This is a genomic window from Mycobacterium sp. PS03-16 (assembly GCF_004570325.1).
In the GTDB taxonomy this organism is placed as follows: domain Bacteria; phylum Actinomycetota; class Actinomycetes; order Mycobacteriales; family Mycobacteriaceae; genus Mycobacterium.
Map to the genome: position 1 here is coordinate 69,150 of NZ_SPQO01000009.1, position 19,374 is coordinate 88,523.

Below are 19,374 nucleotides of genomic sequence, written 5' to 3' on the forward strand. Positions count from 1 at the left end.
CGAACATGAAGCGCTTCAAGTCAAGCGCTGCGCGGCGAGGTATCTGCGACCGCGGGGCGACACCCGGTATCCGACGTCGAGGCTGATCGTCAGGCCCAGACCCTTCAGCTGGCGCACGCGCCGCTTGAAGCGCGGTACGTCGACGCCGACCCGGGCTGCGAGGTCGGGGGCGCGTACGGCTTCGTTGCCCGCGATCAGCGCGAGGTACCGCCGGGTCCACGGTTCGGTCGCGGCATCCCAGCGGTCGAGGCGGGCGTCGATGGCCGCGATGTCGGCCTCGCTCAGCGTGTCGTCGGCGGCGAGGTCCGGCCGTTCGTCGGGTGCCAGGTAGGACACCTCGATCAGGTAGGTGTGCCGGGCGGCCCGGCGGTCGAGTTCGCGCTGGGCGTGCGCGGCGTCGCGGAACCCCGCCGCCCGGGCCTGCGCGTCGGTGACGCGGTAGTCGCCCGGCCGTTCGGTGACCCCGTCGATGCGCACCGTGCCCGCCGGGGTGCGCTGCGAGCCGCCGGCCTTCGCCCGCGGTGCGTCCCACCGCCGCAGCACCAGGGTGACCCGGCCGGCGGCGATGCCGTCGGCCGTGGCGCGGTTGAGCAACACGCGCCCGATGTTAGGCCGGGATCACCGCCGCCGTCCCTACGATCTCCCGGTGACCGATCGCTACGGCCGTGACGTGCTGGCCCGCAACCCGCATGCGTCGAAACGTCCGCGTTCCACCGAACACGCGGTGGAACCGGGCCTGGTCGTGGAGGACGCCCAGTCCGGGTACGTCGGCGCCGTGGTGCGCGTCGAGCAGGGCCGCGTCGAGCTCGAGGACCGGCACGGCAAGGTGCGCGCGTTCCCGCTGGGCCCCGGCTTCCTGCTGGAGGGCCGGCCCGTCATCCTCACTCCGCCCAAGCGGACCGCGCCGGTGGCCGCGCGCACCGCGTCAGGCTCGGTGGCGGTGTCCGGTGCGCGGGCTCGCGTCGCGCTGGCCAGCCGCATCTACGTCGAGGGCCGCCATGACGCCGAACTCGTCGAACAGGTGTGGGGCGAGGACCTGCGCATCGAAGGCGTGGTGGTCGAGTACCTCGGCGGCGTCGACGACCTCGCCGCGATCGTCGAGGACTTCCGTCCCGGTCCCGGGCGGCGGCTCGGTGTGCTGGTCGACCACCTGGTGGCAGGCAGCAAGGAGTCGCGGATCGCCGACACCGTGAGCCGCGGGCCGTACGGGGCGCACACGCTGGTGGTGGGGCATCCCTACATCGACATCTGGCAGGCGGTGAAGCCGGCGCGCATCGGCGCGAAGGCCTGGCCGGCGGTGCCGCGCGGCACGGACTGGAAGCACGGCGTATGTGAGGCGCTGGGCTGGCCGCACGCCGATCAGGCCGACATCGCCCGGGCCTGGCAGCACATCCGCGGCCGCGTCCGGGACTGGACCGACCTGGAGCCCGAGCTGATCGGCCGGGTGGAGGAGCTGATCGATTTCGTGACGGCGCCCGGGTCCTCCTGACGTGGTAAGCACGAGACGTGTCCGACTCGCTGTTCGATCTGCCGGCTGACGGCGAGACTCCCGCGCCGGCGTCCGCGCCGCTGGCGGTGCGGATGCGCCCGGCCGCGCTCGACGAGGTCGTCGGCCAGCAACACCTGCTCAAACCGAACTCTCCGCTGCGGCGCCTGGTGGAGGGTTCCGGCGCGGCGTCGGTGATCCTCTACGGTCCGCCGGGCACCGGGAAGACGACGCTGGCGTCGCTGATCTCGCACGCGACCGGCCGGCGGTTCGAGGCGCTCTCGGCGCTGTCGGCCGGGGTCAAGGAGGTGCGCGCGGTCATCGACCAGGCCCGGCAGGCGCTGCTGCACGGCCGCCAGACGGTGCTGTTCATCGACGAGGTGCACCGGTTCTCCAAGACCCAGCAGGACGCGCTGCTGGCCGCGGTGGAAAACCGGATCGTGCTGCTGGTCGCGGCGACCACCGAGAACCCGTCGTTCTCGGTGGTGGCCCCGTTGCTGTCGCGGTCGCTGATCCTGCAGCTGCAGCCGCTCACCCCCGACGACATCGCCACGGTGGTGCGCCGCGCCGTGGCCGACCAGCGGGGCCTCGGCGGGCGCGTCGAGCTCACCGAGGATGCGCTGGCGCTGCTCGTCCAGCTGTCGGCCGGGGACGCGCGCCGTGCGCTCACCGCCCTGGAGGTGGCCGCCGAATCAGCCGCCGCGGCCGAGGGCATCGTGACCGTCGACATCGTCGAGCAGTCGCTGGACAAGGCCGCGGTCCGCTACGACCGCGACGGTGATCAGCACTACGACGTCGTCAGCGCCTTCATCAAATCGGTGCGCGGGTCGGACGTGGACGCCGCGCTGCACTATCTGGCCCGCATGCTGGTGGCGGGGGAGGACCCGCGATTCATCGCCCGGCGGTTGATGATTCTGGCCAGCGAGGACGTCGGGATGGCCGACCCGACCGCGCTGCCGACGGCGGTCGCCGCGGCGCAGACGGTGCAGCTGATCGGGCTGCCCGAGGCGCAACTCACGCTCGCGCACGCAACGGTGCACCTGGCGACCGCACCGAAGTCCAACGCCGTGACCACCGCGCTCGGTGCGGCGATGGCCGACGTGCGCAACGGCCGGGCCGGTCTGGTGCCGGCGCACCTGCGCGACGGCCACTACTCCGGGGCGGCGAAGCTGGGCAACGCCGTCGGCTACGTCTACTCCCACGACCATCCCGATGGCGTTGTGTCGCAGCAGTATCCGCCCGACGAGCTGGTGGGGGTGGACTACTACCGGCCCACCGGACGCGGTGCCGAACGCGAGATCGGCGGGCGTCTCGAGAGGCTGCGCGCCATCATCCGCAAACGCCGCTGACGACCCCTTGACACGTCGTCTCGCCGCAACGTACCGTTGTTATCAACCTTGAGGTTGATAAAAGAAATGGTTGACAGTAGATGGACGAGGACGCCGAGGCCCGGCTGGACCGTGCTTTCCTGGCGCTCTCGGATCCGGTTCGCCGGGCCATGGTGGCCCGGTTGTCACGCGGCCCGGCGACGGTCAACGAACTCGCCGAACCGTTCGACATCACCAAACAGGCGGTGTCCAAACACATCCGGGTACTCGAGCAGGCCCGGCTGGTCACCCGGAGCCGGGATGCCCAGCGCAGGCCCGTGCACCTCGACGCCGCCGCGCTCGAGCGGTTGACCGCCTGGATCGACCGCTACCGGCTCGACGCCGAACGCAGTTACCGCCGGCTGGACGACCTGCTGGCGGGCATGACCGAATCACCGAACAAGAAGGGAAGGAACCCATGACGAACGCACTGGACCTCACCGCACCGGTCGACACGCTGGCGATGGACTACACCCGAGAGTTCGACGCACCGGTGTCCGCGCTGTTCCGGGCGCACGCCGAACCGGATCTGGTGAAACAGTGGCTCGGCCCTTACGGCCTCGAAATGAACATCGAGCGTTGGGATTTCGCGACCGGCGGCGGGTACCGCTACCAGCACTCCGACGACAACGGCACCTATGGCTTCAACGGCGTGTTCCACACCGTGCGCACCGACGAGCTGATCATCCAGACCTTCGAATTCGAGGGCGCGCCCGACATGGTCAACATCGAATACCTGTGGTTCGAAGACCTCGGCGGCGGTCGCAGCCGGCTGCGCGGCCGGTCCATCTGCCCCAACACCGAGGCGCGCGACGCGCTGCTGTCCTCGGGGATGTCCGACGGGATGACGCAGGGCTATGAACGGCTCGACACGCTGCTGGCGGGGAGCCGGTAGGCCGGCCCGGTCGGTGACGCATCGGGCCGTGCCTCATTCCACGGAATGTCACGGCCCGAAAAGCGGCACAAAGGTGTCCGCGAACGAACCACGCACCATTTCTGGGAAGCCCGTTTGAGAAAACTTCGGTTCTCATAAACATGCTTTGAACTGCGAGGATACGCCCAGTGGGCGATTCTATCCAGCCATTGTCCGATAATTCACGACACGCCGTCGCGGGGCATCGACAATCGCCGTGATCCGTTAATTCCGGCATGAAGATCACTGCAACACACCCCACCCCGAACGCCACCACGACCCGCCGCGGGGACCCGCGGATCGCGGGTACGGCCATGGCGTTCACCCGACACAGGTACAGCCAGCAGGAGGTGGTCCGCGAGCTCACCGGGTTCACCGATCCCGGCTTCCTCCGGTTCGCCGCCACCAGCGGCGTGGCGCACCGCAGTCTGGCGCTGCCGCTGCACCGCTATCCGACCCTGTCCGGCTTCACCGAGGCAAACAACGCGTATCTCGACGTGGCCACCGAACTCGGGGAGCGCGCGGTCCGTGCGGCGCTGGCCGCCGCGCACGTGCGCCCGCACGAAGTCGATGCGATCGTGGCGGTGTCGAGCACCGGTGTGGCCGTGCCGACCATCGATGCGACCATCGCCGCCCGCGTGGGCTTCCGCAGAGATGTCAAACGCATACCGCTGTTCGGACTCGGTTGCGTTGCGGGCGCTTCGGGACTGGCCCGCGTCCACGACTATCTGCGCGGCTACCCCGACCACGTCGCGGTGCTGCTCTCCGTGGAGTTGTGCTCGCTGACGATGCAGCGCGACGACACCTCGATCCCGGCACTGATCGGGTTGTGCCTGTTCGGCGACGGAGCCGCCGCGGTGGTGGCCACCGGCGCCGACCGGGTGCCCGCCCTCGGGATGGGCGCGCCGCGGATCCTCGCCACCCGCAGCCGGTTGATCCCCGGGACGGCCGACATCATGGGCTGGAACGTCAGCGCCGACGGATTCGGGCTCGTGCTGTCCCGCGACGTGCCGAAGATGGCCGACGACCATCTGGCCGACGAGGTCGGCCGGTTCCTGGCCGACCACGGCCTGACCACCGCCGACATCTCGGCGTGGATCTGCCATCCCGGCGGTCCCAAGGTGCTCGAATCGATCCAGCGGGCGGTCGACGTGCCGGCCGAGGCACTCAAACACAGCTGGGATTCTCTGCGGGACAACGGCAACATCTCCTCGGCGTCGGTGCTCGACGTCCTCGGCCGCACCATCGGGCAGCGACCGGACGACCGATCGCCGGCGCTGATGCTCGCGATGGGGCCCGGCTTCAGTTTCGAACTCGTGCTGCTGAGCTGGTGACGCCGGATGTACTACCTGTTCGTCCTCGCGGTCGGCGTCGAGCGGCTCGTCGAGCTGGCGGTGTCCCGGCGCAACACCAGGTGGTCGGTCGCCCGCGGCGGCAGGGAGTTCGGCCGCGGGCATTATCCGGCCATGGTGGCCATGCACACGCTGCTGCTGGTGTCGTGCGTGGTGGAGGTCCGGGTTGCGCACCGGCCGTTCATCTCGTGGCTGGGCGGGCCGATGCTGGCCGTCGTCGCCGCGAGCACGGCGATGCGCTGGTGGTGTGTGGCCGTGCTCGGCAAGCGCTGGAATCCGCGGCTGATCGTGATCCCCGACGCGCCGCTGATCCGGCGCGGGCCCTACCGGTGGCTGCGTCACCCGAACTACACCGCCGTCACCGCCGAGGTTGCGGCACTACCGCTGGTCCACTCGGCGTGGGTGACCGCGATCGTGTTCAGCATGGCCAACGCCGCCGTGCTCACCGTGCGCATCCACGCCGAGAACGCCGCACTCGGATACGGCTGAGCGACCATGCCGACCAGAGCCCGCAGGAGCGCCACCGTGGAACCCCGCGATGAGGCAGGATGTCGCGGTGCGCACCGCGATCCACTGCCCGTCGTGCTAGCCCGTCTCGCCGCGGGCGCCCTCGCCGCCCCACGCCGCATCCTCGCGTTCGCGTTGCTCGCCGCGGTCGCCGCGGCCGTGTTCGGCGTCCCGGTGACCGGCAAGCTGGCGGCCGGCGGCTTCGAGGACCCCGCGGCCGAATCCTCCCGCGCCGCCGCGCTACTGGCCGAGAAGTTCGACCAGGGCGACCTTCAGCTGTTGGTGACCGTGTCGTCGCCCCACGGTGCGACCAGTGACGCGGCCCGGCGGGTCGGCACCGACATCGTCGAGCAGCTGCGCGGCTCGCCCGACGTCGCGTCGGTGACCTCGGCGTGGACCGCACCGGAATCCACGGCTAAAACCCTGATCAGTGAGGACGGCACCACCGGGATGGTGGTCGCGGGTGTCACGGGCGGCGAGAAGCACGCCGACACCAACGCCAAGGAACTGGCCGACGCACTCGGCGGCGAGGTGTCCGAACGCGATGGCGTCACCGTGCGCGCCGGCGGCGTCGCGATGGTGAACAACCAGATCACCGAACAGACCAGACACGACCTGCTGCTGATGGAGTCGATCGCGATCCCGTTCAGCTTCCTGGTGCTGGTGTGGGTGTTCGGCGGGCTGCTCGCGGCCGCGGTACCCGTCGGCGTCGGGCTGATCGCGATCGTCGGAGCCCTGGCGGTGCTGCACGCGATCACGTTCTTCACCGACGTGTCGATCTTCGCGCTGAACCTGTGTCTGGCCATGGGTCTGGCGCTGGCGATCGACTACACCCTGCTGATGGTCAGCCGGTACCGCGACGAGCTGTCGGCCGGCGCCGCCCGCGAGGACGCGGTGAAACGCATGATGGTCACCGCCGGCCGGACGGTGGTGTTCTCGGCGACCACGGTGGCGCTGCCGATGCTGACGATGGTGCTGTTCCCGATGTACTTCCTGAAGTCGTTCGCCTACGCCGGGGTCGCGACGGTGGTGTTCGCGGCGCTGGCCGCCCTGGTGGTGACGCCGGCGGCGATCGTTCTTCTCGGGGACCGCATCGACGCGCTCGACGTGCGCCGCTTCGGCCGCCGGCTGCTGCGCCGTCCCGAGCCGTCGCCCACGCCGGTGCAGCGCCAGTTCTGGTACCGCTCCACGAGGTTCGTCATGGGCCGCGCGGTGCCGATCGGGCTGGCGGTGGTGGCGCTGCTGCTGGCGCTGGGCGCCCCGTTCCTCGGGGTGCGGTGGGGGCTGCCCGACGATCGGGTACTGCCGCAGTCCGCGTCGGCGCACCAGGTGGGCGATCAACTGCGCACCGAGTTCACCGACAACTCCGCGACCGCGGTGTCGGCGGTGCTGCCCGACGCCCGTGGCGTCGCGCCGGAGGAGCTGGCCCGCTACGCCGCCGACCTGTCCCGGGTGCCCGACGTGCTGTCGGTGTCCGCGCCGTCGGGCACATTCGTCGACGGGCGCCGCGCCGGACCGCCGTCGGCCGCCACCGGCGAGCACGACGGTAGCGCTTTCCTCACCGTGGCGACGTCCGCACCGCTGTTCTCCGACGCCTCCGAGGCGCAGCTCGACCGGCTGCACGCGGTCGCGCCGCCGGACGGCAAGCCCGTCGAGCTGGCCGGGGTGGCGCAGAGCAACCGGGACAGCGTGCGCGCCATCACCTCGAAGCTGCCGCTGGTGCTCGGGCTGATCGCGGTGTCGACGTTCTGCCTGCTGTTCCTGCTGACCGGCAGCGTGGTGTTGCCGCTGAAGGCGCTGGTGCTCAACGTGTTGTCGCTGACCGCGGCGTTCGGCGCGATGGTGTGGATCTTCCAGGAGGGGCACCTCGGCGCTCTGGGGACCACGACGACCGGCACGCTGGTGGCCAACGTGCCGGTGCTGTTGTTCTGCATCGCGTTCGGGTTGTCGATGGACTACGAGGTGTTCCTGATGTCGAGGATCCGCGAGTTCTGGCTGGCGTCCGGCCGGACCGCCGCCGACGTCACCGAGAGCGTCGCCCTGGGGCTGGCGCACACCGGCCGGGTGGTCACCGCCGCGGCGCTGATCATGTCGATCAGCTTCGCCGCGCTGATCGCGGCCAACGTGTCGTTCATGCGGATGTTCGGCCTCGGCCTGACGCTGGCCGTGCTGGCCGACGCGACCCTGGTCCGGATGGTGCTGGTGCCCGCGTTCATGAAGGTGATGGGACGGTGGAACTGGTGGGCGCCGAAACCGCTGCGGCGCCTGCATGATCGGCTGGGGTTGCACGAGGGTCCGCCGGTCGGCTCGCCGTCGGCGGCCACATAGTCCACCGCATCGCCGTACGCCGAATTACGCTGTCGGTCATGACGTTCACGAGCACGATCGCCGGCGTCCACGGCGCGCTCCCGCCCCACCGCTACACCCAGGACGAGGTGACCCGGGCGCTGCTGGCGATCCCCGGCTACGACGACGTCGCACCGGCGGTGTCCGCGTTGCACGCCAGTGCCAAGGTGGACAGCAGGCACCTGGCCCTGCCGATCGAGCGCTACGCCGGGCTGCGCGACTTCGGTGAGTCGAACAGCTTGTTCATCGAACACGCAACGGATCTGGGTGCCGAGGCGCTGCTCGGCGCCCTCGACGAGGCCGGGCTCACCCCGGCCGACGTCGACCTCATCATGACCACGACGGTGACCGGTGCCGCGGTGCCGTCGCTCGATGCGCGCATCGCCGCCCGGGTGGGTCTGCGGCCCGACGTCCGCCGCGTGCCGGTGTTCGGCCTCGGCTGCGTCGCCGGGGCGGCCGGGGTGGCCCGCCTGGCCGACTATCTGCGCGGCGCACCCGATGCCGTTGCCGTCCTGGTGTCGGTCGAATTGTGTTCGCTCACACGTAAACACGATCCGTCGATGGCCACGCTGGTGGCCGGCGCGCTGTTCGGCGACGGTGCGGCCGCCGTCGTCGCGGTGGGTGAGCGACGGGCCGACGAGATCGGCGCCACCGGCCCGGTCGTGCTCGACTCGCGCAGCCACCTGTATCCGGATTCGCTGCGCACCATGGGGTGGGACATCGGCTCGCAGGGTCTCGAGATCGTCCTGAGCCCCGAGGTGCCCGCGTTCGTCGAACGCTACCTCGGCGACGACGTCACCGGATTCCTCGCCGACCACGGACTCACCGCGGCCGAGGTGGGAGCCTGGGTCAGCCATCCCGGCGGGCCCAAGGTGATCGAGGCGATCACCGCCACACTGGGACTCGCCGACGGCGCGCTGGAACTCACGTGGCGCTCGCTGGCCGAGGTGGGCAACCTGTCGTCGGCGTCCGTGCTGCACGTCCTGCGCGACACCATCCGCAAGGAGCCGCCGGCCGGATCGCCGGGCGTGCTGATGGCGATGGGCCCCGGGTTCTGCTCCGAACTGGTGTTGCTGCGGTGGCAGTGAAGGGTTTCGCGCTACTGATCGGTGCGGTGGCCGTCGAGCGGGTCGCCGAACTGGTGGTCTCCCAGCGCAATCTGGCCTGGAGCCGGGAACGTGGCGGCAGGGAGTTCGGCGCCGGCCACTACCCGGTGATGGTGGTGCTGCACACCGGTCTGCTCGCCGGCGCGCTCGCCGAGGCGGCCGCGCGGCGCCGCACCCCGTCGCGCGCCCTGGCCGGTGCCATGCTGACCGTCGTGGTGGCCGCTCAAGTGTTGCGCTGGTGGTGTATCCGGACCCTGGGCCGGCAGTGGAACACCCGCGTGGTGGTGGTGCCGGGCGCCGGCCGGATCGCCGGCGGTCCGTACCGGCTCATGCCGCATCCGAATTACGTCGCGGTCGTCGTGGAGGGCGTCGCGCTGCCGCTGGTCGGCGGGGCGTGGCTGACGTCGGCGCTGTTCACGCTGTGCAACGCGGCGCTGTTGCGCACCCGGATCTCGGTGGAGAACGCCGCGCTGGAAAGCCTGGCGTGATCGACCTGCTGGTCGCGGGCGGCGGACCGGCCGGGCTGGCCACCGCGATCCACGCCGCCCGCGCCGGCCTGGACGTGGTGGTGGTCGAGCGCCGCTGCGGACCGATCGACAAGGCATGCGGCGAAGGCCTGATGCCGCATTCGCTGCGGGCGCTGGACCGGCTCGGGGCCTCGGTCGCGGGTAGGCCGTTCCACGGCATCACCTACCTCGACGGTCGCCGCCGGGCCGATGCGCGGTTCCGCGGGGGCCCGGGTCGAGGGGTGCGCCGGATCGCCCTGCACAGCGCATTGGCCGACGCGGCGCACGCCGCAGGCGTCCGAACCGTGCACGGTGAAGTGGGGGAGGTCATTCAGCATGCCGATCACGTTGCGACAGCAGGCTTTCGGGCCCGCTACCTGGCGGCGGCCGACGGCCTGCACTCGCCGATCCGCAAGGCGATGGGGCTCACGGTCGAGACCGGTGCGCGGCGACGCTGGGGCATCCGCAGGCACGTGCAGGTGGCGCCGTGGTCGGATCACGTCGAGGTGCACTGGTCACCGCGAGCCGAGGCCTACGTCACGCCGGTGTCCGACGACTGCGTGGGGGTGGTCATCCTCAAGTCCAGCCGGGGCGGCTTCGACGACCATCTCGCGCAGTTCTCCGAACTGCACGGCCGGATCGCCGGACGGGCGCACGGACCCGACCGGGCGGCCGGACCGCTGCGGCAGCGGGTTCGGCGACGCACCGCGGGCCGCGTCCTGCTGGTCGGCGACGCAGCCGGATACGTCGACGCGCTGACGGGAGAGGGGCTGGGGCTGGCGTTCGGCGCCGCCGAACTGCTGGTCGGTTGTGTCGTCGGGGGGCGCACCGCCGACTACGACGCGCGGTGGCGGCGGCTGACGCGCCGCTACCGCATGCTCACCGCGGCGTTGCTGCACGCGAGCGGATGCCCGCCGGTGCGCCGCTGCCTCACCCCCGCCGCGGCCGCGATGCCGGCGACGTTCACCGGCATCGTCAACGCGTTGGGGCACTGACGCGGTCGCCGCCGCTCAGGCGGTCCCCGCCTCCAGGCCGTGTTTGACCGCCAGCCGGCGAAGCTTGCCCGAGGAGGTGCGGGGCAGCGAACCCGGTTTGACGAACACCACGTCGGACGGCACCACGCCGCACTGGGAGGCCACCTGCTGCACGAGGGCGCTGCGGGCGCCGGCTTCGTCACGGCCGCGGAACTCCGCGGTGATCACCAGGCCCGGGCGGATCGAGCCCTCGCCGGTGCCGACTGCGACGACCGCACCCTCGCGCACCCCGGGCACCTGCGCAGCCACCTGCTCGACCTCGGCCGGGAAGATGTTGCGGCCCGCCACCGTGATGAGCTCCTTGGCGCGGCCGCAGACCACCAGTCCGTCGTCGGTGAAATAGCCGAGATCGCCGGTGGCGAACCAACTGTCGGGCCGGTGGGCCGGACCGCCGAGGTACCCCGACATCATCGACGTGCCGCGGATCTCCACCTCGCCGACCTCGCGCCCGGCCACGTCGGAACGTTCGTCGTGCGGCACGATGCGCACGTCCATGCCGTCGATCGCGCGGCCGAGCACGGCGTGCCGGCGCAGCACCGGGCCGTCCTCGGTGCCCACCGTCACCTCGTCGGTGACCAGCCCGCCGCCGGGCACGGGAACCGTGACGGCACAGACTGATTCGGCCAGGCCATAGGACGGTGCGAGCGCGCCGCCGGAAAAACCGAACCGCGCCATCTCCGTGGCGAACCGTCCGGTGAGCTCACAGGCGACCGGTTCACCGCCGTTGAGCGCGAAGCGGAGCGCCGACAGGTCGACCCCCGACACCCGGCGGGCGTACTTGCCGATCATGCCGAACGCCATATTGGGTCCGGCGGTGAACGTGGCCCGGCTGTCGGACAGCCAGTTGAGCCACCGGAAGGGCGACGCCTGAAACGCCGACGTCGGCGCCTGCCAGGTTTCGGCGCCGGCCAGCGCCCCGGACAGCAGGAAGCTCAATCCCATGTCGTGGTAGAGCGGCAGCCACGAGCATCCGACGTCCTGCGGCCGGACTTCGGTGCGGCCGTTGAGTCCGCGCAGATTCGCCAGCACCGCGTCCGGCGACAGCGCGACGGTGCGCGGCGAGCCCGTCGATCCGGCGGTGCCCTGCAGGATCGCGACGTCCCCGCCCGGTGCGGGGGCGTCGAATCCGCCGGAGCGGTGCGGATGCGCCCAGACGGTCATATCCGCGACGGCGGGTGCGCCGGCGCCGCGCAGGTCGGTGAGGCGATCGCCCTGGCTGAGCACGTGGTTGATTCCTGCGCCGGCGAACCGCGCGGCCGTGGTGTGGGCCCACTGGGCGGCGGACGCGCCGCGGATCGGGCCGGGCAGGACGGCCACCCCGCGCCCGGCCAGGAAGCCGCCGATGACCGAGGCGATCATCTCGACCGTCGGGTCGCCCACCACACCCACCGCGGTGGCGCCGGCGTCAGCGAGGTGCTCGGCCACGTTCTGGGCGCGGGCGTGCACCTCCGGCCACGGGTGGCGCCGCCACGAGCCGGTGTCTCGGTCCAGCAGCACCAGGTCGGCCGCGGACCTCGACAGCGACTCGCGCAGCGCCGAGGCCAGCGCGCTCATCGCGGCCACGACGCGAACCCGGAATGACAGCTAATGCGTCGACGTTCGCTCCAGCGTGCCGTGCCGGTCACCGTGGCACCGCCGGTGACGTGGCCCACAACTGGCAAACCATCAGTACACGACGGGATGGCGGGCGTCCTGCGCGCTGCGGCGGATGCGGCGCGGGGAGAACTCGGCGTCACGCCAGCACAGTACAGCGCAAAGATAAGCAAGGCTACCCTTACCAACCGGCGGGTCGCGCATACGACAACGGTCCCGGCCGAACGGGGTCGGCCGGGACCGTCGGTAGAAAGGTCAGCGCATCATGGGGCGGCGGCGTCCGCCCATCGTGCCGTGGTGGCGACGGCCCATCAGCGAAGCCACGAGGGCCACGCCGATCATGGCCACGACCACCTGGACCAGCAGTTCGATCCAGTCGATGCCGTTGGTGGCGGTCGGCAGGCCGAGCGCCCGGGCGATCGCCGTACCGATCAGCGCGGACACGATGCCGACCAGGATCGTGACCAGGATGCCGATGTTCTGCTTACCCGGCAGCAGCAGCCGCCCGAGTGCGCCGACCACGATGCCGATCAGGATCGCGGTGATAATGCCGGTGACTGTCATGGTTCCTCCAAGAGGTGTGGGTGCAGCGGAGATACCCTGGCCGTCAGACCAATAAACGCCTGCGTCAACCTCGTGCGGGCTAAGCCATTTCGGGTACGCGCAGGTGCGCGATGGCCAGTTCGAACTCGCCGACGTCGAGCTGGTCGGCGCCCAGGTCCCGTAACCGGGCGGTCCGCAGGGAGCGGGCCCGGTCCCGGGTGCGCTCCATCGCGTCCATCGAGTCGAAGGACGTCGACGAGACCGCCCGGCCGGACCGGCGATCGATCATCAGGCTGGCGCCGCAGAATCCGTCGAGTTCCTCCAGCGACGGGAGCACCTCGCTGCGGTAGAAGTCGACGGCCCGGTCGAACTGCTCGGGTCGGGCGCGCAGCCAGGTGGCCCGCACTCCGGCGCCGGCGCCGGAAGGATGATCACGGTGCACCACGGCGAGTTCCCATTCCTCCACGACGGGGACACCGCCGAACATCGCCGCGGCCCGGTCGCGCAACGGCGCCACCCGCTCGGCGGCGTCCCGCATCGCCTCCGCCGATTCCCACGCGGTCGTGGCGATGCAGCGGCCCGACTCCCGGTCCACCAACAGCGAAAGGCCGATACAGCCGTCGACGGCCTCCAGCGCGGGCATCACGTCGCTGCGCAGGTGGGCGATGCCCGTGTCCACCGCGTCCGGTCGTGCCTCGAGTGTGGTTGAGCGTGCGAACACGGCCCACCCCCTTCGGGTGACGGGGCAGCGCCCCGGTGGCGCCACCGGTTCAGGTCTCACTGTCCTCCGCCCGCTCCGGCGGGGCAATGGGCGCCACCTCAGCTCGTAGGCTGAAGGACATGGAGACCGATCTGCTCGACGTCGACACCAGCCGGCGCCGGCTCGTCGACCTCACCGACGAGGTGCGCGCCTTCTGCCGACGCCGCCGGGACGGCCTGTGCAACGTCTTCGTCCCCCACGCCACCGCCGGCGTCGCGATCATCGAGACCGGCGCCGGTTCCGACGATGACCTGCTCGACACCCTCGAACGGCTGCTGCCGCGCGACGACCGCTACCGCCACGCGCACGGGTCGCCCGGCCACGGCGCCGACCACGTGCTGCCGGCGTTGGTCTCGCCGTCGGTGACCCTGCCCGTTGCCGGCGGTGAGCCGCTGCTGGGCACCTGGCAGAGCGTGGTGCTGGTCGACCTCAACCGCGACAACCCGCGCCGGTCGGTGCGGCTGAGCTTTCTCGGCGCCTGAGCCCATGTCGTCGGCGACGGCCTGCCGACCCCGACCGGTACTGTAGATCGGTCGAATCACCGAACCCCCGATTAAGGATGTCTCTGACGTGCAGACACACGAGATCAGGAAGCGCTTCCTCGATCATTTCGTGAAGGCGGGCCACACCGAGGTGCCGAGCGCCTCGGTGATCCTCGACGACCCCAATCTGCTGTTCGTCAATGCCGGCATGGTCCAGTTCGTGCCCTACTTCCTGGGGCAGCGGACCCCGCCGTGGGACCGCGCCGTCAGCGTCCAGAAGTGCATCCGCACCCCGGACATCGATGAGGTCGGCATCACCACCCGGCACAACACGTTCTTCCAGATGGCCGGCAACTTCAGCTTCGGCGACTACTTCAAGAAGGGCGCGATCGAGTTCGCCTGGACGCTGCTGACCAATCCCCAGGATCAGGGCGGCTACGGGTTCGACCCCGAAAAGATCTGGGCCACGGTCTATCTGGACGACGACGAGGCCATCGCGCTGTGGCAGGAGGTGGCGGGCCTGCCGCTCGAGCGCATCCAGCGCCGCGGCATGGCCGACAACTACTGGTCCATGGGCATCCCCGGGCCGTGCGGTCCGTCGTCGGAGATCTACTACGACCGCGGCCCCGAGTACGGCGTCGGAGGCGGGCCCGAGGCCAACGAGGACCGCTACATCGAGATCTGGAATCTCGTGTTCATGCAGAACGAGCGCGGCGAAGGCACCTCCAAGGAGGACTTCGAGATCCTCGGCCCGCTGCCGCGCAAGAACATCGACACCGGGATGGGCGTCGAACGCGTCGCCTGCCTGCTGCAGGGCGTCGACAACGTCTACGAGACCGACCTGGTGCGCCCGGTGATCGACGCCGTGGCCGCCCGCGCACCGCGCGGCTACGGCCAGGGCAACCACGACGACGACGTGCGCTACCGCATCATCGCCGACCACACCCGCACCGCGGCGATCATCATCGGTGACGGCATCAGCCCCGGCAACGAGGGCCGCGGCTACGTGCTGCGCCGGCTGCTGCGCCGCATCATCCGGGCCGCCAAACTGCTCGGTGTCGACGAGCCCGTGATGGCCGACCTGATGACCACCGTCCGCGACGAGATGGGTCCGTCGTACCCCGAACTGGTCGCCGACTTCGACCGCATCCAGCGCATCGCGGTCGCCGAGGAGACCGCGTTCAACCGCACCCTGGCCTCCGGGTCGCGGCTGTTCGACGACGCGGCCCGCGCCACCAAGGCCGCCGGCGCCGACCGCCTGTCGGGCACCGACGCGTTCACCCTGCACGACACCTACGGCTTCCCCCTGGAACTGACGCTGGAGATGGCCGCCGAGGCGGGCCTGTCGGTGGACGAAGAGGGCTTCCGCGGCTTGATGGCCGAACAGCGCAGGCGGGCCAAGGCCGACGCCGCCGCCCGCAAACAGGCCCACACCGATCTCAGCGCCTACCGCGACCTGGTCGATGCGCATCCCACGCAGTTCACCGGATTCGACGAGCTGACCACCGAGGCGCGCATCCTCGGCATCTTCGTCGACGGCAGGCGGGTGCCCGTGGTGGGCCACGAGGCCGCCGCGGAGCAGGACCGCATCGAACTCGTGCTGGACCGCAGCCCCTTCTACGCCGAGTCCGGCGGCCAGATCGCCGACGAGGGGTCGATCACCGGAACCGGCGCCTCGGGCACGGCCAAGGCCGCGGTGTCCGACGTGCAGAAGATCGCCAAGGCGCTGTGGGTGCACCGCGTCACCGTGGAGTCCGGGGAGTTCGTCGAGGGCGACACCGTCGTCGCGGCCGTCGACCCGCGCTGGCGGCACGGCGCGACCCAGGGCCACTCCGGCACGCACATGGTGCACGCCGCGCTGCGGCAGGTGCTCGGGCCCAACGCCGTGCAGGCCGGTTCGCTCAACCGGCCGGGCTACCTGCGCTTCGACTTCAACTGGCAGGGTGCCCTCACCGAAGACCAGCGCGCACAGATCGAGGTCGTCACCAACGAGGCGGTCGAGGCCGACTACGAGGTGCACAGCTTCACCACCGACCTGGAGAAGGCCAAGGCGATGGGCGCGATGGCGCTGTTCGGCGAGGCCTATCCCGACCAGGTGCGCGTCGTCGAGATCGGCGGGCCGTTCTCGCTGGAACTGTGCGGCGGCACCCACGTGCACAACTCCGCCCAGATCGGGCCGGTGACCATCCTCGGCGAGTCGTCGGTCGGCTCGGGCGTGCGCCGCGTCGAGGCCTACGTCGGACTCGACTCGTTCCGCCACCTGGCCAAGGAACGGGCTCTGATGGCCGGTCTCGCGTCCTCGCTGAAGGTGCCGTCGGAGGAGGTGCCGGCCCGCGTCGCCGGGCTCGTCGAACGCCTCAAGGCCGCCGAGAAGGAACTCGACCGGATGCGGCTGGCCAACGCGCGCGCGGCCGCCGTCAACGCGGTCGCCGGCGCCGAGGTGATCGGGAAGGTGCGGCTGGTCGCCCAGCGGATGGCCGGCGGGATGTCGGCCGGTGATCTGCGCACCCTGGTCGGCGACATCCGCGGCAAGCTGGGCAGCGAACCCGCCGTGGTCGCGCTGATCGCCGAGGGCGAGAGCGACGCGGTGCCGTTCGTGGTCGCGGCCAACCCGGCCGCCCAGGATCTGGGCCTGCGGGCCAACGAACTGGTCAAGCAGTTCGGCGCGGCGGTCAACGGCCGTGGGGGCGGCAAAGCCGATATGGCACAGGGGTCCGGTAAGGGGGCGGCGGGCATCGACGCGGCATTGGCTGCGTTGCGGGCCGAGATCGGCCGGAGCTGACTCCGTGACCGACAGCGATCACCGACTCCCGGACCGACCCGGGAGCGACGATCCCGGGCGTGGTCGCCGGCTCGGTGTCGACGTCGGCAGCGTGCGGATCGGCGTGGCCACCAGCGACCCCGACGCGGTGCTGGCGACCCCGGTCGAGACCGTGGAGCGGGACCGCAGGAAGAACTCCGATCGGCATGTCCGGCGGCTGGCACAGCTGGTCGCCGAACTCGAGGCGGTGGAGGTGATCGTGGGTCTGCCGCGCACACTGGCCGACCGCACCGGCCCGGCCGCCCACGATGCGCTCGCGGTCGCCGACGCACTGGCCCGGCGGATCGCTCCCATCCCGGTGCGGATGGCCGACGAACGACTGACCACGGTGTCTGCGCAGCGCTCCCTGCGTGAGGCGGGTGTCCGCGCCAAGGGACAGCGGACCATGATCGATCAGGCCGCGGCGGTCGGTATCTTGCAGAGCTGGCTGGATCAACGGCGCGCGGCCCTTGCCGCGCCCGGAGAGGGCGGGCATGGCTGAGGACTGGCACCACGATCGTGCGGAACCCGTGGCGGTCGGGCCGCCGCGGCGCCGGATGAGCCGCGCGGACCGGATGCGGGAGGAACGCGGACGGCGGCGCCGCCGCCTCGCCGGTGGACTGTCACTGGCCGTGCTCGTCGTCGTCGTGATCGGGGCGGTGTTCCTCGGCTCCAAGCTGTGGCACAACCTGTTCGGTGGCGCCGACAGCAGCGACTACGCCGGCGCGGGGGTTTCCGACGTGGTGATCCAGGTCCGCGACGGCGACTCGACCACGGCCATCGGCCAGACCCTGCACGACAACAACGTGGTCGCGACCGTCAAGGCGTTCGTCGACGCCGCGGCCGGCAACTCGGCGATCTCGGCCATTCAGCCCGGCTTCTACAAGGTGCGCACCGAGATCCCGGCGGCCACCGCGGTCGCACGGCTGGCCGACCCGCAGAACCGGGTGGGCCGGCTGGTGATCCCGGAGGGCCGGCAGCTCGACGACGTCTCCGACGTCAAGACCAACGCCGTGACCGAGGGCATCCTGAGCCTGATCTCCCGGGCGACGTGTGTGGACCTCGACGGCGACCAGCGCTGCGTCCCCGCCGGTGAACTCAAACAGGTCGCCTCCTCGGCGACCCCCGCCGCGCTCGGTGTGCCCGAATGGGCCGTGCAGCCGGTCACCGCGATGGGCGACGACCACCGGCGCCTCGAAGGGCTGATCGCGCCGGGCACCTGGAACATCGACCCGTCGGCGTCGCCGCAGGACATCCTGTCGACGCTGATCCGCGCGAGCGGCAGTCAGTACGCCCAGGCGGGGATCCTCGACACCGCGGCGGCGATGAACATCTCGCCCTACGAGGTGCTCACCGTCGCGTCGCTGGTGCAGCGCGAATCCAAACCGGAGGACTTCGCCAAGGTCGCACGGGTCATCTACAACCGGCTGGCCGAGAATCGCACGTTGGAGTTCGACTCGACGGTGAACTACCCGCTGGACCGCATCGAGGTGGCCACCACCGACGGCGACCGCGGCCAACTCACCCCGTGGAACACCTACGTCCGGCCGGGGCTGCCCGCCACCCCGATCTGCTCGCCGAGCCAGGCCGCCCTGATCGCCGCCGAACAACCCGCACCCGGTGACTGGCTGTACTTCGTCACCATCGACCTGCAGGGCACCACGGTGTTCACCCGCGACTACAACCAGCACCTCGCCAACATCGAGCTGGCGCAGAACAACGGTGTGCTCGACAGTGCCAGATAGGGCGGACCGCCCACGCCGAGCGGCGGTGCTCGGCTCCCCGATCGCCCATTCGCGGTCCCCGCAGCTGCACCTGGCCGCCTACCGCGCGCTCGGCCTGGCGGACTGGACCTACGAGCGCATCGAATGCAGCGCCGGGCAGTTGCCCGCCCTGGTCGGTGGACTGGGACCCGAGTGGGTCGGGCTCTCGGTGACCATGCCCGGCAAGTTCGCCGCGTTGCAGATCGCCGACGAGCGCACCGCCCGCGCCGAACTGGTCGGCTCCGCAAACACGCTGGTGCGGATCCCGGCCGGCTGGCGCGCCGACAACACCGACGTCGACGGCGTGACCGGCGCGCTGCGCGAGGTCACGGGGGCGGGTTGGGACGGCGCGCAGCGGGCCACCGCCGTGGTCGTCGGCTCGGGCGGGACGGCGCCGGCCGCGGTGGTCGCGCTCGCCGGACTCGGCGCGCGGCACGTCACGATCGTGGCGCGCAACCCGGACCGGGCCGCGCCGCTGACCGAGCTGGCCGGCCGTGTCGGGATGACGGGGCACTGGTGCGACTTCGTCGATCCGGCGCTGCCCGGGACCATCGCGGACGCGGCCGCCGTGGTGAGCACCGTGCCCGCCGACGCCGCCGCGGCGCACCTGCCCGCGCTGGCCGGTGCGCGGGTGCTGCTCGACGCGATCTACGACCCGTGGCCGACGCCGCTGGCCGCCGCGGTCACCGCCGCGGGCGGACAGGTCGTCAGCGGACTGCACATGCTGCTGCACCAGGCGTTCACCCAGGTCTCGCAGTTCACCGGGTGTCCGGCCCCCGAAGAGGCGATGAGGGCGGCCCTGCAGCAGGCTTAGCC

19 protein-coding genes are annotated in these 19,374 nt (G+C 71.2%); 15 read left to right on the forward strand and 4 right to left on the reverse strand.

All coding sequences use genetic code 11. The features are described from left to right. Nucleotides 1–15: 15 nt before the first annotated feature. Nucleotides 16–597 (reverse strand): hypothetical protein, encoded by a 582-nt coding sequence (locus E4P42_RS10225; RefSeq protein ID WP_135125786.1) that lies wholly within the window; start codon nt 595–597, stop codon nt 16–18. Between the two features lie 49 nt (nt 598–646). On the opposite strand from E4P42_RS10225, the gene E4P42_RS10230 reads away from it, so the two are divergent. From E4P42_RS10230 to E4P42_RS10275, 10 genes are all read left to right on the forward strand, one after another. After that, nucleotides 647–1,489 (forward strand): DUF3097 domain-containing protein, encoded by an 843-nt coding sequence (locus tag E4P42_RS10230; protein WP_135125788.1) that lies wholly within the window; start codon nt 647–649, stop codon nt 1,487–1,489. Nucleotides 1,490–1,506: 17 nt separating this feature from the next. Next, on the forward strand, nt 1,507–2,835 hold the full coding sequence (locus E4P42_RS10235; protein WP_135125790.1) for a replication-associated recombination protein A: 1,329 nt from the start codon (nt 1,507–1,509) through the stop codon (nt 2,833–2,835). An 80-nt stretch (nt 2,836–2,915) separates the two neighbouring features. Further along, nucleotides 2,916–3,275, forward strand: coding sequence for a helix-turn-helix transcriptional regulator (locus E4P42_RS10240; protein WP_135125792.1), 360 nt, complete (start codon nt 2,916–2,918; stop codon nt 3,273–3,275). Then, nucleotides 3,272–3,748, forward strand: a complete 477-nt coding sequence (locus E4P42_RS10245; protein ID WP_135125794.1) for an SRPBCC family protein — start codon at nt 3,272–3,274, stop codon at nt 3,746–3,748. The genes E4P42_RS10240 and E4P42_RS10245 overlap by 4 nt, the downstream gene beginning before the upstream one ends. A 254-nt stretch (nt 3,749–4,002) precedes the next feature. Further along, complete coding sequence (locus tag E4P42_RS10250) at nt 4,003–5,100, forward strand: type III polyketide synthase (protein ID WP_209305744.1); 1,098 nt, start codon at nt 4,003–4,005, stop codon at nt 5,098–5,100. A 6-nt stretch (nt 5,101–5,106) separates the two neighbouring features. Then, a complete protein-coding gene (locus E4P42_RS10255; RefSeq protein WP_135125796.1) occupies nt 5,107–5,607 on the forward strand; it encodes an isoprenylcysteine carboxyl methyltransferase family protein in 501 nt (166 codons plus the stop codon). A gap of 93 nt (nt 5,608–5,700) precedes the next feature. Next, entirely contained in the window at nt 5,701–7,953 is a 2,253-nt protein-coding gene (locus tag E4P42_RS10260) for an MMPL family transporter (protein WP_167759435.1), read from the forward strand. A 38-nt stretch (nt 7,954–7,991) separates the two neighbouring features. Beyond that, entirely contained in the window at nt 7,992–9,059 is a 1,068-nt protein-coding gene (locus E4P42_RS10265) for a type III polyketide synthase (RefSeq protein WP_135125800.1), read from the forward strand. Beyond that, complete coding sequence (locus tag E4P42_RS10270; RefSeq protein WP_135126006.1) at nt 9,056–9,565, forward strand: isoprenylcysteine carboxyl methyltransferase family protein; 510 nt, start codon at nt 9,056–9,058, stop codon at nt 9,563–9,565. The genes E4P42_RS10265 and E4P42_RS10270 overlap by 4 nt, the downstream gene beginning before the upstream one ends. Continuing rightward, nucleotides 9,562–10,578: an NAD(P)/FAD-dependent oxidoreductase gene (locus E4P42_RS10275; RefSeq protein ID WP_135125802.1), complete on the forward strand. Its 1,017-nt coding sequence runs from the start codon at nt 9,562–9,564 to the stop codon at nt 10,576–10,578. The genes E4P42_RS10270 and E4P42_RS10275 overlap by 4 nt, the downstream gene beginning before the upstream one ends. Before the next feature lie 15 nt (nt 10,579–10,593). Here E4P42_RS10275 and mbtM read toward each other — a convergent pair whose 3' ends face one another. The 3 genes from mbtM to E4P42_RS10290 all read right to left on the reverse strand — a co-directional run bounded on the left by mbtM (nt 10,594) and on the right by E4P42_RS10290 (nt 13,474). Continuing rightward, nucleotides 10,594–12,171 (reverse strand): long-chain-fatty acid--ACP ligase MbtM, encoded by a 1,578-nt coding sequence (mbtM, locus tag E4P42_RS10280; protein ID WP_135126008.1) that lies wholly within the window; start codon nt 12,169–12,171, stop codon nt 10,594–10,596. A gap of 294 nt (nt 12,172–12,465) precedes the next feature. Further along, on the reverse strand, nt 12,466–12,774 hold the full coding sequence (locus tag E4P42_RS10285) for a GlsB/YeaQ/YmgE family stress response membrane protein (protein WP_135125804.1): 309 nt from the start codon (nt 12,772–12,774) through the stop codon (nt 12,466–12,468). 79 nt (nt 12,775–12,853) lie between these two features. Then, nucleotides 12,854–13,474, reverse strand: a complete 621-nt coding sequence (locus tag E4P42_RS10290; RefSeq protein ID WP_135125806.1) for an antibiotic biosynthesis monooxygenase — start codon at nt 13,472–13,474, stop codon at nt 12,854–12,856. Nucleotides 13,475–13,605: 131 nt separating this feature from the next. Here E4P42_RS10290 and E4P42_RS10295 point away from each other — a divergent pair, with 131 nt between their 5' ends. From E4P42_RS10295 to E4P42_RS10315, 5 genes are all read left to right on the forward strand, one after another. Next, nucleotides 13,606–13,995, forward strand: a complete 390-nt coding sequence (locus E4P42_RS10295; protein ID WP_209305747.1) for a secondary thiamine-phosphate synthase enzyme YjbQ — start codon at nt 13,606–13,608, stop codon at nt 13,993–13,995. A gap of 88 nt (nt 13,996–14,083) precedes the next feature. After that, nucleotides 14,084–16,777: an alanine--tRNA ligase gene (gene alaS / locus E4P42_RS10300; protein WP_135125810.1), complete on the forward strand. Its 2,694-nt coding sequence runs from the start codon at nt 14,084–14,086 to the stop codon at nt 16,775–16,777. Between the two features lie 4 nt (nt 16,778–16,781). Further along, nucleotides 16,782–17,297, forward strand: a complete 516-nt coding sequence (gene ruvX, locus E4P42_RS10305) for a Holliday junction resolvase RuvX (protein WP_135125812.1) — start codon at nt 16,782–16,784, stop codon at nt 17,295–17,297. Beyond that, nucleotides 17,290–18,540, forward strand: coding sequence for an endolytic transglycosylase MltG (gene mltG / locus E4P42_RS10310; RefSeq protein ID WP_135125814.1), 1,251 nt, complete (start codon nt 17,290–17,292; stop codon nt 18,538–18,540). Before ruvX ends, mltG begins: the two co-directional genes overlap by 8 nt. Further along, nucleotides 18,530–19,372, forward strand: coding sequence for a shikimate dehydrogenase (locus tag E4P42_RS10315; RefSeq protein WP_135125816.1), 843 nt, complete (start codon nt 18,530–18,532; stop codon nt 19,370–19,372). The genes mltG and E4P42_RS10315 overlap by 11 nt, the downstream gene beginning before the upstream one ends. Nucleotides 19,373–19,374: the final 2 nt, after the last annotated feature.

Bases quoted from the DNA above. Each gene is read 5' to 3' on its own strand.
- E4P42_RS10250 (WP_209305744.1), top strand. From the start codon at position 4,003: ATGAAGATCACTGCAACACACCCCACCCCGAACGCCACCACGACCCGC.
- E4P42_RS10285 (WP_135125804.1), bottom strand. From the start codon at position 12,774: ATGACAGTCACCGGCATTATCACCGCGATCCTGATCGGCATCGTGGTC.
- E4P42_RS10255 (WP_135125796.1), top strand. From the start codon at position 5,107: ATGTACTACCTGTTCGTCCTCGCGGTCGGCGTCGAGCGGCTCGTCGAG.
- E4P42_RS10245 (WP_135125794.1), top strand. From the start codon at position 3,272: ATGACGAACGCACTGGACCTCACCGCACCGGTCGACACGCTGGCGATG.
- mbtM (WP_135126008.1), bottom strand. From the start codon at position 12,171: ATGAGCGCGCTGGCCTCGGCGCTGCGCGAGTCGCTGTCGAGGTCCGCG.
- mltG (WP_135125814.1), top strand. From the start codon at position 17,290: ATGGCTGAGGACTGGCACCACGATCGTGCGGAACCCGTGGCGGTCGGG.
- E4P42_RS10265 (WP_135125800.1), top strand. From the start codon at position 7,992: ATGACGTTCACGAGCACGATCGCCGGCGTCCACGGCGCGCTCCCGCCC.
- E4P42_RS10240 (WP_135125792.1), top strand. From the start codon at position 2,916: ATGGACGAGGACGCCGAGGCCCGGCTGGACCGTGCTTTCCTGGCGCTC.